This window comes from Amycolatopsis sp. NPDC004625 (genome assembly GCF_040609695.1).
GTDB lineage: Bacteria > Actinomycetota > Actinomycetes > Mycobacteriales > Pseudonocardiaceae > Amycolatopsis.
In genome coordinates this window covers 36,613-49,814 of sequence record NZ_JBEXKX010000009.1, presented here as the reverse complement: position 1 = coordinate 49,814, position 13,202 = coordinate 36,613, and the positions used below count along the sequence as shown (strand labels likewise).

Genomic DNA, 13,202 nt, shown 5'->3' with positions numbered 1-13,202 from the left:
GAGCCGGTCACGGGACGGTGACTTCGGTGGCGAGTCCGTCCGGCCAGGTGACGGTGACGCGATCGCCGGTGACGGTCAGGGCCGGATCGGCCTCGACGGGTCCGCCGCGGTCCAGGACGACCACGGCGGCGAACACCTCGCCGGCTGCCGGGGGACCGGCGGTGGTGACGAACGGGATCGCCGTCCACTCACCCAGCGGGGACGTCCCGGCTTCGACCGCCACGTCCGTGGTGGCGAAACCCCGCAGGTTCCGCACCGCGGACCGCAGCTCCGGAGTCTCGGCCGTGGCCCCGGACCCGGTGACCGGCCGCGCGGCGGCCGCCACCGGCCACCCGCTCAGCCGCAGCGCCCGGACCCCGGCGTCAGCGGCGCCGAGTCGCGCGAGCCGGACCTCGATCCCTTGGCGCACCACGGAAACGACGGTCAGCACGGGCCCCGCCACCACCGGGCCGCTGCGGCCGGAGCCGTGGTCCGGTGAGTCGTCGCCACCGGTGCCGACCCAGCGGACGGGACCCCGGGACGCCGCCGCCAGCACGCCACCGGGCAGCTCGGTCGCGTAGCACGTCGAAAAGCCCGCCCGGTGGCTCGCCCGGCCGTCGGCGTCGAGCACGGCGACCGTGTTGTCCGGCACGGACCCGAGTGGCGGCACCGTGGCCGTCGAATAGCCGAGCCGGGCGTACAGCGGGGCGTCGGACCGCGGGTCGCCGGGCCGGGCGTGGTCGGTGCCGTGGTTGACGACCAGGGCGATGCCGTCGCGACGCCGTCCCGAGACCAGCCAGCCGGGCGCGGTGACCACACGGGCGACGTCGCCGGTTTCGATCGGGAGCGGCTCTTCGACGTCCGTCCACACGGGATGGTCCGCGGGCAGGGCCAGCCCGAGCAGGCCTTTGGCCGCCCAGTACGGCGAGCCCGGCCCGGAGTACGCCTGGCGCATGGCGGGCCAGGCCCGGTGCCAGCCGAGGGTGAGCAGGCCGTCGGGTTCGAACGCGCCGCGGTCGGCGAAGTGCCGCACCATCCCGCCGGCCACCCGCCGGGTCAGGCCGGGAGACAGCCGGGAGGTCCCGGTCACCGCGCCGACCCAGAACGGCGCGGCGGCGGCGAAGCGGTAGACCAGGCTGCGGCCCTGCAGCAGCGGCGAGCCGTCGGCGCCCACCAGCCGCACGGCGTCGTCGAGGTAGTCGCGCAGGTCCGCGGCCCACCGGTGCCGCAGCGAGCCGGGGCACAGGCTGCCGGTGACGTCGAACAGGTGCGTCCACAGCAGCGGGTACAGGTGCAGCGCCCAGCCCGCGTAGTGGTCGTAGGCGCGCTCGTCGCCGTCGCTGAGCCAGCCGCCGGGCCGCCGCAGCGACGCGTGCACGGCGAGGTCTTCCTCGATGTCCGCCGCCGACCACGGGCCGCCCGCCTCGCGCAGGAACGACTCGACGACGATCCGGAACCACACCCAGTTGATCGGCGGGTAGGGCTGCCCGACGACGGTCGCCAGCCAGGCGACGACCCGCTCCCGGACGGCGTCTTCCAGGCGGTCCCACAGCCACGGCCGGGTCAGCTGCAGCACCAGGGCGATCGACGCGGCCTCCACTTTGGACTGACCGAGCTCGTCGGGCCGCGGCCACGCCTCCGGCGACGCCGGATCGGTGCCGGCGGCCAGCCCGGCCGCGTACCGCTCGAGCAGCCCGCCGGGGTCCGCGCCGCGTTCCCCGGCGACGCGGAACCCGGCGACGAGGAACGTCCGGGCGAACCCCTCGAGACCGTCGGAGGCGCGCCCGTTGCGGCTGGCCGGCCCGGGCAGGTCGATCCGGGCGCCGCCGGGGGAGCGGTGGCGGTCCACCGCGGCGAGCATCCGGTCGGCCAGTGCGGTCCAGTGCTCGCGGGTCCAGCCGGTGTGGGGCGAGAGCCGCCGGTCCTCGACGGCCCTCATGCCTGCACGGCCAGGGAGTGCCGGGTCACCGGGGCCCGGGGCGGCAGGCCGGCGGCGTACCGCTCGAGCTCGCCGAGCGCCTCGGCGGTCATCCGCCGGGTCTCCGCGCCCAGCGAGCCCGCCACGTGCGGGGTCAGCACCACGTTGGGCAGGTCGTACAGCGGCGACGCGGCGGGCAGCGGTTCCGGCTCGGTGACGTCGAGGACGGCGTGCAGGCCGCCGGTGCAGGCGCGTTCGAGGGCCGCGGTGTCCACCAGCGCCCCCCGCGCGGTGTTGATCAGCACCGCGCCGGGCGGCAGCGCGGCCAGCTCCGCGGCGCCGATCATGTGCCGGGTCTCCGGCAGCGACGGCGCGTGCAGGCTCAGCACGTCCGCCTGCGGCAGGGCGTGGGCGAGCGTGGCCGGCTCGGCGCCGGCGGCCCGGATCTCGTCCGGGCCGGCCACCGGGTCGACGACGAGCACCCGGGCCAGCCCGAGCAGCCGCAGCAGCGCGGCGACCCGCCGTCCGACGCGGGAAAAGCCCACCAGAACGACCGTGCGGTCCCGGCCCGACAGTTCGCCACGGTGTTCACGGTAGCGCCAGTCCTCCCGGAACGCCCGGGCGTCGGCGGCCAGGAACGGCACCTTCTTGAACGCCCACAGGATCGCGCCCAGCGTGTACTGGGCGACCGGCTCGGCGTTGGCGTCGGCGGCCGTGGTGACCAGCAGGCCCCGGTCGAACACCGCCGCCCCGACGTGGTCGCGGACGCTGCCGGCCGCGTGCAGCACCGCGCGCAGGTTCGGCGCGGCCCGCAGCACCGGTTCGTCGAGCGGGGGACAGCCCCACGACGTGATCAGCACCTCGGCCTCCGCCAGCCGCGCCCGCGCCGCCGCCGAGGCCAGCTCGTCGGTCCACAGTGGATCGCCGAGCCGGGCCGCGGCCCGCAGCCGCGCCAGTTCCGCGGCGCCGAACTGCAGCTCCATCGTGTCCCGGCCCAGTACCAGCAGCGTCTCCGGGCGCCGCGTCATTTGACGCTGCCCGCGGCCAGCCCGGACCGCCATTGCCGGTGCAGCAGCACGAACGCGACCACCAGCGGCAGCACCGCCAGCAGCGAACCGGTGATGACGAGCGGGTTGTACTGCGGGAACTGCGTCACGCGCGTGCTCCACTGGTACAGCCCGAGGCTCATCGGGAACAGCTGCGGGTCGGTGAGCATCACCAGCGGCAGGAAGAAGTTGTTCCAGATCCCGACGAACTGGAACAGGAAGACGGTCACCAGGCCCGGCCGCATCATCGGCAGCGCGATGGTGAAGAACGTCCGCAGCTCGCCGGCGCCGTCGGTCCGAGCGGCTTCCAGGACCTCGCCGGGCACCGCGGCTTCGGCGTAGACGCGGGCGAGGTAGACGCCGAAGGGGTTGGTGAGCAACGGGATGAACACCGCCCAGAACGTCCCGACCACGTGCAGCTGGGACGCCAGCAGGTACAGCGGCAGGGCCAGCGCGGTGGTCGGCACCAGGACGCCGGCCAGCGTGACGGCGAACAGCGCGCGCCGGCCCGGGAAGTCCAGCTTCGCGATGGCGTACCCGCACCCGGCGCAGATCAGCGAGCCGAGCACCGCGCCGAGGCCGGCGTAGAGCAGCGAATTGCGGATCCAGGCCAGGAAAACGCCGTTCTCCTGGGTGAACAGGGCGCCGAGGTTGGTGCCGAGGTTCCACTGCCCGAGCTCGAACGCCCCGGTCGTGGAGAAGTCGCCGACGGACTTGGTGGCCGAGGTGACCAGCCAGACCAGCGGCAGGACCGCGTAGAGGGCGGCCAGTACCAGCAGGACGTGTACGACGGTGCGTGACGTCCAGCGCGAACCCGCGTGGGACAAGGTCACCGGGACCTCCGGTTGGACAGGCGCATGACCAGCGCCGAGAGCAGGGCGGACACCAGGGCCAGCAGCACGGACGCGGCGGCGGCCCGGCCGTAGTCGCCGGCGATGAAAGCGGCTTCGTACACGTAGAGGCTCGGGGACCAGGTGCTCGTCACCGACCCGGTGAACCCGCGCAGCACCAGGGGTTCGGTGAACAGCTGCAGCGAGCCGATGACGGTGAACACCAAGGCGACGAACATCGTCGGCCGGATCATCGGGACCTTGACCGACCACGCCGTCCGGACGCCCCCGGCGCCGTCGGCCCGGGCCGCCTCCAGGACGTCACGCGGGACGGCCTGCAACGCGGTGTAGAAGATGATCATGTTGTAGCCGACCCACTGCCAGGTCGCGATGTTGACGATCGAGGGCAGGATGCCGGTCTTGCCCAGCGGGTCGACCGGCAGCACCGCGGACAGGCCCGAGTTCGGGCTGTAGAGGTAGGCCCAGACGAGCCCGGTGATCACCGTCGGTACCGCGTAGGGCAGGAAGACGGCCAGGGACCACACGCGCTTGAGCCGCACGACGGCGGAGTCGACCAGCAGCGCCAGCAGCAGCGCCAGGCCGAGCATGATCGGGATGTGGACCACGACGAACAGCGCCACGTTCCCGAGACTGGCGTGGAACGCGCTGTCGGTGAGCACGTCGGCGTAGTTGCCGAGGGCGACGAACGCCTGCCGCGGGCCGGAGAACCCCAGGCCGGACAGGCGATCGGTGAACAGGCTCAGGTAGAGCGCGTACCCGATCGGGACGAGCACGGTGACGGTGAGCAGGATCGCGAACGGCGCGGCCAGCACGAGGCCGGCGCGCCCGCGCCCGCGGCGGCCCCGCGCCGCGGCGCCGGACCGCGCCGGCGCCGGGACGTCCGTGGCGCGCTCGGGGGTGAGGACGGTCATCAGGCTTTCCCTTCCCGCACGGTCAATCCCCGCTCGCGCAGCTCGGCGACGGCGTCGGCCTGCGTCTGCCGGACGGCGGCGGCCAGGGTCGTGCCGCCGGTCTTCACCCCGCCCAGGTGGTCGACGACGGTCGAGAACATCCGCAGGGCGTTGGGGCCCCACGTCCAGTCCGGGACGCGCCGGGCGGCTTCGTCGAGCACGTCGTACACCGGGGCGCCGAGGAAGTAGCCGCCCTGGTACGCCTTCCGGGCGACGTCCCGGCTCGGCAGGTAGCCGGGGAACGGCGTGGTGAACGTCGTGCCGATCTTCGCCACGGCCGGGTCGGTGCTGAGCCACCGCAGGAACTTCACGGCCGCCTCGGGCACCTTGCTCTCGGCGGAGACGGCGAACGCGCTGCCGCCCTGCACGCCGGTGGACGGCACGCCGTCCCAGGTCGGCATGGTGGTCACGGCCCACCGGCCGGTGTCCTTCGGGATGGACTTGACGAGCGTGCCGACGCTCCAGGACGCGCCGAGCAGGCCCCACAGCCGGCCGGTGTGCATCGCGCCGATCCAGTCCTGGTCGCCGGTCGGGGCGGTGGCGACCAGGCCGGCGCCGATCAGGCCCTGCCAGTAGTCCGCGGTGCGCCGGGTGCCTTCGCCGTCGATGTCGACCCGCCAGGCGCCGCCGTCGACCCGCCACCACGGATCGCCCGCCTGCCAGCACATCCCGGCGAAGAACGAGCCGTCGTTGAGCGGGAACGTCGTCACCCGCGCGGCCGGGTCGGCCTGCTTCACGGCCTGGGCGGCGGTGCGGAACTCGTCCCACGTGCGCGGGACCGCGATGCCGTGCCGGTCGAACAGGTCCTTGCGGTAGTAGAGCACCATCGGGGCCAGGTCCATCGGCACCGCCCAGGTGCGCCCGCCGGGCCGCACGCCCTGCCAGGCGGCGGGGGAGTAGCCGCGTTCGAGGTCCGCGAGGTCGGTGGTGAGGTCGCGCAGGCCGCCGGTGGTCAGCAGCTGCGGCAGGCCCTGGTACTCGGTGTGCAGGATGTCCGGGGCGTTGTGCGCGCGCAGGGCGTTGGTCTGCTGGGCGTAGCCGCCCTTGAGCCCGGACGCGATCACGTTGAGCTCCACCGAGATGTCCGGGTGCGCCGCGTTGAAGCCGGCGACGTACTTGTCCATGCCGGTGAGCCAGGACCAGATGCGCACCCGCGTCGCGCCGGACGCCGTCGTCGTCGAGGACGCGCAGCCGCCGACGAGCCCGGCGGCCGCGAGCCCGGTGGTGGCGGACAGGAAGGTCCGGCGGGTCAGGCCGGCCGGTGGCCGAAGCGTCATTGCTCCTCCGTCGAAGTGATGGCTGTCACTGTCGGGGTGTGCCATAGTGCGAGTCAACATTTCAGCGCAAAAGCGATCACAAACGATCAGAACCGAAGGAACGCCATGGTGTCGAGCGCGCTGTTCGGCTTTCCCGACGTCCGCGACCGGGCGGTCTGGGACGCGGCCGACGGCGCCGCGGTGCTCGCCGACGCCCGCGCCCTGCTCGCCCGGCCGGCGCCCGCTCTGACGGCCACGGCGTGGGCCAGGACGTTCCGCGACGGCGTCCGGACCGACTACGAAGACGCCGCCCGTGAGCTGCGCGAACGCGTCACCACGCTGGTGCTGGCCGCGGTGCTGACCGGCGAGGCCCCACCGGGCGAGGTGCCGTTCCTCGACGGCGCGATCGACGGGCTCGTCACCCTGGCCGAGGCGACCACCTGGTGCTGGGCGCCGCACGACCGCCACGCGGCCGGGCGCGGCGAGGTGCTCGCCGACCCCGACGACCCGTTCCTCGACCTGGGCGCGGCCGAGGTCGCCGCGCTGTTCGCCTGGGCCGATCAGGCCCTCGGTCCGCACCTCGACCGCCGCGCTCCTGGGGTGCGCAAACGTCTGCGCCGGGAGGTCGAGCACCGCGTCCTGACGCCGTTCGAGCGGATCCGCGACTGGCACTGGCTCGGCTCGGACGGCGACGCGCACAACTGGAACCCGTGGATCCACAGCGCCGTCCTCACCGCCGCGCTCCTGCTCGTGGCCGACGAAGACCGGCGACGGCGGCTGGTCCGGCTGGTCGTCGACGGTCTCGGGCACTACGTGGCCGTGCTGCCCGACGACGGCGGCGTTGACGAAGGCGTCGCCTATTGGTGGCACGGCGCCTGCCGCCTGCTGGAGTGCCTCGACCTGCTGGCCGCCGCCGGCTTCGAGGTGCCGGAACCGCCCGTGCTCGCGGAGCTGATCCGCTTCCCGCACCGGATGCACTTCGGTGGCGACGCCTTCGTCAACGCCGGGGACGCCCCGGCCCGCCTGTCGCCGGCCCAGCCGTGGCACGTCCTGCACCGGTGGGGTGAGCGGCTCGGCGACGCCGCCGTGTGCGCCTTCGCGGCCGGTCAGGCCCGGGCGGGCGGGCGGCTCGTGTGGCTGTCGGCCGGGCTGGGCCGGGCCCTTTCGGGCCTGGCCGACCCGGGCTGGCGTGCGGCGGTGACGGCGGCCGGCCCGGGCGAACCGTGGCTGGCGCGCGAGGAGTGGCTGCCGCGGGTGCAGGTGCTCGTGGCCCGGGAGACGGCGGGCACCGCGCGCGGGCTGACCGTGGCGGTCAAGGCCGGGCACAACGGCGAACGGCACAACCACCTCGACGTGGGTTCCTTCTGGGTGGCGGCCGACGGTGTCCCGGTGGTGGCCGACGTCGGCCAGCCCACCTACACGGCGGCGAGCTTCGGGCCGGACCGGTACCGGGCCTGGCCGCTGCGCAGCGAGTGGCACAACGTCCCCGAGCCCGGCGTCACGCAGGAAGCGGGGGAGGCGGCCGGGGCACGGGACGTGCGGGTGGAGCTCACCGCGGCCGAGGCCGTCCTGACCGCGGACCTCGCCGGCGCCTATCCGGGCGTGGCGCGCTGGATCCGGTCGGTGCGGCTGGTCCGCGGCCCTCGCGCGCACGTCGTCGTGGCCGACGACGACGGTGTCCGGCCGGTCCGGCTCCGGCACGTCCTGGCGGGTGCGGTGGAACTGGGCGAGGGCGAGGTTTCGGTGTCCCGCAACGGAGTCCGGGTGCGGCTGAGCTGGGATCCCCGGTGTGCCACCGCGGAACTCGAACGGCAGCCGCTGGCCGATCCGCTGCTGCGGGCGGCCTGGGGCGAGCACCTCAGCCGGCTCACCCTGCTGGTTCACGAGGGGCCCGCGCGGGTCCGGCTGGAGCAGGTCCGGTGATGCTCGCGTCGGAACGGCACCAGCTGATCCTTTCGCTGGTGCGCGAACACGGCGCGGTCCGGCTCACCGAGCTGGTGGACCGGCTGGGCGTCACCGCGGTCACCGTGCGCCGGGACGTCACCGAGCTGGCCGACCGCGGGCTGCTGACGCGGGTGCACGGCGGGGTCACGCTGACCCGGCCCCGCGGCGGCCCGCCCGAGCCGGGGCGCGCCGCGGCCTCGATGTTCGGCCCGGTCGTGCCCGGCGCGCTGGTCGGCATGGTCACGCCGTCGGTGGAGTACTACTGGCCGCCGGTGGTCCAGGGCGCCCAGTCCACGGTGGCCGCGGCGGGCGGCCGGCTCGTGCTGCGCGCGTCCAGCTACGACGCGGCGGAGGACCGCCGCCAGGTCACCAAGCTGCTCGAACGCGGGGTGCAGACGCTGCTGGTCGCGCCGGCCACCAGCGGGCGCGGGGCGCTGGACCTGTTGCGCTGGCTGGGTTCGCTGAGCGTCCCGGTGGTCCTCGTCGAACGCCTGCCGCCGCCGGAACTGCCCACCCTGGCCTTGGACGCGGCCACGACCGCGCACGCGCTGGGCGCGGGCCTGGCCGTGCGGCACCTGGTGTCCCTGGGCCACCGCGGCGTCGGGCTGGTCACGTCCCGGTCCAGCCCGACCAGCCGCGCGCTGCGCACCGGCTGGCGCGAGACGGTCGGCTCCCTCGGCCTGGACGCGGGCACGGCCCTGGATCTCGACGTCCCGGTCTACGGCGCCCCGGGCTGGACGGCGGAGTACGACGCGCTGCTCGACCGCTGCCGCCGCGCCGGGGTCGGCGCGCTGCTGGTGCACTCCGACCGCGAGGCCATCGGCCTCATCGAGCGGGCCCGCGACGGCGGCATCGCGGTGCCGGGCGAACTGGCGGTGGTCACCTACGACGACGAGGTCGCGGCGGCCTCGGACCCGCCGTTGACGGCGGTGTGCCCGCAGAAGCACCGCCTCGGCGCGGTGGCCGCGGAGCTGGCGCTGGCCCGCCTCGCCGACCCGGCCGGGCGCCCGGTCCACCGCCTGCAGCTGTGGCCGACGCTCGTGGTCCGCGAATCCTGCGGCGGCGACCCGGGATCCGCCCGGGCCTGACCTTGCCGAATCCGGCCTTCCGTTCCCGGGCAACGGTTTCGTGGTGCCTCAGCCCACCGGGGCCGGCCCGGTGGTCTCCCCGGGCACGAACCGCGGCAGCACCGATTCCGCCTCCGCGGCCGGTGTTCCGTCGAGCTGGCGGACCGCGCGGTCGACGGCCAGTGCGCCCACTTCCCGGGCCGGGATCACCACCGCCGTCGGGGGGATCCGCTGGTGCTCCGCCACCGTGGCCGAGCAGATCGCCACCACCGAGACGTCCTCGGGGACCCGCAGCCCGCGTCTCTGCAGCGTCGCCATCACCAGCGGCAGTGCGGCCTCGTCGTGGACCACCAGCGCGGTGGAGCCGGGTGGCAGCTCGGCGAGGCAGCGGGCGATGTCTTCGGCCGTCGGTTCGCACGGCTGGGAAAGCGCTTCCACGCCCCGCCGGGCCGCGGCCGTGCGCAGGCCCTCGGTGAAGTCCTCGAGGTACCGCAGCCGGTGGCCGGGCCGGGCCGGCGACGGTCCCAGGTGGACCACCGAGCGGTGGCCGAGGTCGGCGAGGTGGTTCAGGCACGCCTGCCCGGCCGGCCGGAAGTCGAGCGTCAGCGCGGCCAGCCCGTGGTGGCGCCCGGGCGCCCCGATCAGGACCGCCGGGCGGCCCGAGGCGAGCAGGACGGGCACCCGCGGGTCGCCGTCGCCGGCGTCCAGCACGATCACCGCGTCGGCCAGCGCGGCCGACGTCACCCGGTGCAGGCCCGCCGTGCCTTCCTCGTCGGTCACCAGCAGCAGGTCGAAGCCGAGCCCGCGGGCGGCGCCCGCGGCCGCGGAGAAGAACTCCATCTCCACGCCCACGTGCCGGTCGCCGTGCGGGGGCACCGCGACCGCCAGCACCCCGGCCCGGGCCGGGGACGGCGGCGGCGAGCCGGTGCGGCGCCGGTAGCCGAGGGCGCGGATGGTCTGCTCGACCCGCCGCCGCGTCGCGGGGGAGATCGTCCGCTTGCCGGTGATCACGTACGACACCGTGCTCGCCGAGACGCCGGCCGCGTTCGCCACGTCGGTGATCGTCACCACGCCGCGGCCCGGTTCGTCCGCGGCGTCGCGGGGATTCGTCATTGTCGAGCACTTTCCCGGGCCATTGTCCGGTCCGTTGTCCGGTGGAGCGTTAGCGTTAACACGAAAGCGGGAAGGCTGACCATAATGGCGGTCAACGGCGCTGGTCAAGCCACCTTCGTCGGCGGCCGGAGCGCGCCCTCACCCCGCGGGGCGGCAGTCGGTCACGGGGAGTCCGCGACGGCCACCGCGGGCGAGGGCGACGAAGCCGAACGTGGTCGTTTCGCCGGGCCGCAGCTTCCCGTTCCACTCGGCGTTCACGATCGCCGACGTTTCCCCGGTGCGCAGCAGCTTGCCGTTCCACAGGTCGTCGATGCTCGTCCCGGACGGCGTCGCCCAGCTGACCGTCCAGCCGGCGAGGTCGGCGCGCCCGCTGTTGCGCACGGTCACCAGACCCTGGAAGCCGCCGTCCCAGGACTTCACGACCTGGTAGCGCGCATCACAGCCGGGCGGCCCCGCGGCGGCCGGGGCGAAGGCGGTCGTGGACGGCGCCGAGGCGAGCTGGGCCGGTGCGCTCGCGGGCTCGGAGCGGGCCGGGATCGACGTCGCCGCCACGATCCCGGCCCCGGCCAGCACCAGCACGGCCGCCGCGAGCCCGGCCCGGGCGCGCCGGGGGCGGGCGGGGGCGGGCTCGGCGGGCACCGGGGCCGGCCCCGGCGGCAGCGCGCCCCCGGTGGCGCGGCGGCCGAGCAGCCGGGCCGCTTCGGCCATCGTGGGACGGGCGGCCGGCTCCCGGTGCAGCAGCCGGAGGACGACGTCGGTGACCGGCCCGGTGGTGCGCGGCGGCCGCACGTCGCCGCGGACGACGCGTTTGAGCAGGGCCAGCTGGTTGTGGTCGGTCCCGAAGGGCGGCCGGCCTTCGAGCGCGGTGTAGAGCGTCGCGCCGAGGGAGTACACGTCGGACGGAAAGCCGGCGTCGGCGCCGTCCGCGACCTCCGGGGCGAGGTAGGCCGGCGTGCCGACGACGAGCCCGCCCCCGGTCGCGGTGCCTTCGCCGGGCGCGTGCGCCACCCCGAAGTCGGTGATCTTCGCGACGCCGTCGGTGGTGACGAGGACGTTGTTCGGGCTGACGTCGCGGTGCAGGACGCCTTCGGCGTGCGCCGCGGCCAGCGCCGAGGCGAGCTGGCCGCCGAGTTCGGCCACGTACTCCGGCACCAGCGGGCCTTCGCCCTCCAGGACTTCGGTGAGCGTCTGGGACGGCAGGTACTCCATCGCGATGTAGGACGCCGCGTCGTGCTCGACGACGTCGTAGACGACCACCGCGTGCGGGTGGCGCAGGCGGGCGGCCACGCGGGCCTCCCGGACCGTCCGGGCCCGGGTGCGTTCCGCGCCGGAGTCGCCGAACAGCTGCTTGATCGCGACGACGCGCTCGAGCCGTTCGTCCTGCGCCCGCCACACGGTGCCCATCGCGCCGTGCCCGGCCCGGCCGAGCACGCGGTAGCGACCGGCGATCACTGCCCCTACGTCCACGGGCACGCTCCCTCTGCAGTTGCCGTCGACGGGGAACACGGCCGGTTCGGCCGCGGCGTTCGGCGTCCGCGAAGAATTCACTCACCCGGGTGGTTTCCGGAAATCGCCTTCGATGATTTCACTCCGGATGCCGGAAAAGCATTCCGGCGCTACGGAGAAAAGGCCGATCCGGTTGTGTCGGAACGGTAACGGTATTACCCGTGTCAGTTCGGGCGGCAGCCGAGGGCGGGGACGGCGGCCCGGCCGTCCGCGAGGTCCTGGATCAGCCCGAAGGACGCCGACGCGCCCGGCTCGACCAAGGCGTTCCAGCCCGCGTCGGTGACGGTCATCGTCGAGCCGGCCCGGGTGAGGGTCCCGTTCCACAGGTCACGGACGGCCGCGCCGCCGGGCAGCGCCCACGTCACCGTCCAGCCGGACAGCCGGGTCGGCCGGTCGTTGTGCACGGTCACCTCGGCCTGCGCGCCGCCCGGCCACGAGTTCGTGATCTCGAACCGCGCCGTGCACCCCGCGGCCGCCGGTGCGGCCGGGTGCGCCGGCGCCTCGCCGGTGGCCTGCGCCGGCCGCGGCGGGGGCGGGGGTGCCGTGGTGGTGGCGCTGACGGTGTGGTCCGCGGTGACGGTCGTCGGCGGGCGTTCGACCGGGGCCGCGGTCGTCTCCGGCTCGCCGGTGAAGGCCAGCCCGGCCGCGACGCACGCCGAGGTCACGCACACCGCGGCCCCGGTCACGGCGAGGCGGCGCAGCCGGGGCCGGCGGGGCGCCGCCGCGGCCGGTGGCCGGCCCACCGCCGAAAGCAGCGCGACCGCCTCCTGCATCGTGGGGCGCGCGGCGGGATCGCGTTCGAGCATCCGCATCAGCACGCCGGTGAGCGGGCCGCCGTGCGGCGGCGGGACGAGCTGGTTCTCGGTGATCCGCCGCAGCAGCGTGATCGGGTCGTCGCTGGTGCCGAACGGCGGGGTGCCCTCGAGCGCGGTGTAGAGCGTCGCGCCGAGCCCGTACACGTCGGACGGCAGGCCGGCCTCGCCGCCCCGGGCCACCTCCGGGGCCAGGTAGGGGAGGGTGCCGACGATGACGTCGTCTTCGGCCGCGAGGTGCTCGCCGAGCGCGCGCGACACCCCGAAGTCGGTGATCCGGGCGGTGCCGTCGTCGGAGACGAGGACGTTGTTCGGGGTGACGTCCCGGTGCAGGATCCAGTCCCCGTGCGCGGCGGCCAGCGCGGCCCCGATCTGCCGCCCGAGCCGGACCACGTCGCACCGCGGCAGCGCGCCCCGCTCGACGAGCACGTCGGTCAGGGAGCGGGCCGGCACGTACTCCATGACCAGGTACATCGACCCGGCGTCCTCGAGCACGTCGTACACCGTGATCGCGTGCGGGTGCCGCAGCCGGGAAGCCAGCCGCGCCTCGCGGATCGCCCGTTCGCAGATCCCGGCCGGCGCCGCCCCGGTCCCCGGCTCGTGCAGGAACTGCTTGACCGCGACGACGCGGTCCAGCCGCTCGTCCCTGGCCCGCCACACGACGCTCATCGCGCCGCGGCCGATGCGGTCCAGGATCCGGTAGCGCCCGCTCACGAGCTGTTCCTCGAAAGGCACCCGTACCCCTGCGTCGCTCGGCGGA

General features: G+C 75.1%; 10 protein-coding genes. 2 read left to right on the top strand and 8 right to left on the bottom strand.

The window, feature by feature from the left end; all coding sequences use genetic code 11:
- Positions 1-7: 7 nt before the first annotated feature.
- From ABZW17_RS12540 to ABZW17_RS12520, 5 genes are read right to left on the bottom strand one after another with little or no spacing between them, the layout of a single operon-like run.
- A complete protein-coding gene (locus ABZW17_RS12540; protein WP_354812610.1) occupies positions 8-1,918 on the bottom strand; it encodes a DUF2264 domain-containing protein in 1,911 nt (636 codons plus the stop codon).
- Positions 1,915-2,925 carry a hydroxyacid dehydrogenase gene (locus ABZW17_RS12535; protein ID WP_354812608.1) on the bottom strand — a complete coding sequence of 337 codons (1,011 nt, stop codon included), beginning with the start codon at positions 2,923-2,925 and terminating at the stop codon, positions 1,915-1,917. Before ABZW17_RS12535 ends, ABZW17_RS12540 begins: the two co-directional genes overlap by 4 nt.
- The gene (locus ABZW17_RS12530) at positions 2,922-3,776 is read right to left on the bottom strand and encodes a carbohydrate ABC transporter permease (RefSeq protein WP_354812606.1); all 855 of its coding nucleotides are present in this window, start codon (positions 3,774-3,776) and stop codon (positions 2,922-2,924) included. Before ABZW17_RS12530 ends, ABZW17_RS12535 begins: the two co-directional genes overlap by 4 nt.
- A complete protein-coding gene (locus ABZW17_RS12525; protein ID WP_354812604.1) occupies positions 3,773-4,705 on the bottom strand; it encodes a sugar ABC transporter permease in 933 nt (310 codons plus the stop codon). Before ABZW17_RS12525 ends, ABZW17_RS12530 begins: the two co-directional genes overlap by 4 nt.
- Entirely contained in the window at positions 4,705-6,021 is a 1,317-nt protein-coding gene (locus ABZW17_RS12520; RefSeq protein WP_354812602.1) for a sugar ABC transporter substrate-binding protein, read from the bottom strand. Before ABZW17_RS12520 ends, ABZW17_RS12525 begins: the two co-directional genes overlap by 1 nt.
- A 105-nt stretch (positions 6,022-6,126) precedes the next feature.
- Between ABZW17_RS12520 and ABZW17_RS12515 the strand changes: the two genes are divergently transcribed.
- Both ABZW17_RS12515 and ABZW17_RS12510 read left to right on the top strand, forming a co-directional pair.
- Positions 6,127-7,923: a heparinase II/III family protein gene (locus ABZW17_RS12515; protein ID WP_354812600.1), complete on the top strand. Its 1,797-nt coding sequence runs from the start codon at positions 6,127-6,129 to the stop codon at positions 7,921-7,923.
- Positions 7,923-9,032, top strand: a complete 1,110-nt coding sequence (locus ABZW17_RS12510; protein WP_354812598.1) for a substrate-binding domain-containing protein — start codon at positions 7,923-7,925, stop codon at positions 9,030-9,032. Before ABZW17_RS12515 ends, ABZW17_RS12510 begins: the two co-directional genes overlap by 1 nt.
- 48 nt (positions 9,033-9,080) lie before the next feature.
- Here ABZW17_RS12510 and ABZW17_RS12505 read toward each other — a convergent pair whose 3' ends face one another.
- The 3 genes from ABZW17_RS12505 to ABZW17_RS12495 all read right to left on the bottom strand — a co-directional run bounded on the left by ABZW17_RS12505 (position 9,081) and on the right by ABZW17_RS12495 (position 13,177).
- The gene (locus ABZW17_RS12505) at positions 9,081-10,124 is read right to left on the bottom strand and encodes a LacI family DNA-binding transcriptional regulator (protein WP_354812596.1); all 1,044 of its coding nucleotides are present in this window, start codon (positions 10,122-10,124) and stop codon (positions 9,081-9,083) included.
- 138 nt (positions 10,125-10,262) lie between these two features.
- Positions 10,263-11,591, bottom strand: a complete 1,329-nt coding sequence (locus ABZW17_RS12500) for a serine/threonine-protein kinase (protein WP_354812594.1) — start codon at positions 11,589-11,591, stop codon at positions 10,263-10,265.
- Between the two features lie 203 nt (positions 11,592-11,794).
- On the bottom strand, positions 11,795-13,177 hold the full coding sequence (locus ABZW17_RS12495) for a protein kinase (RefSeq protein ID WP_354812592.1): 1,383 nt from the start codon (positions 13,175-13,177) through the stop codon (positions 11,795-11,797).
- Positions 13,178-13,202 lie beyond the last annotated feature (25 nt).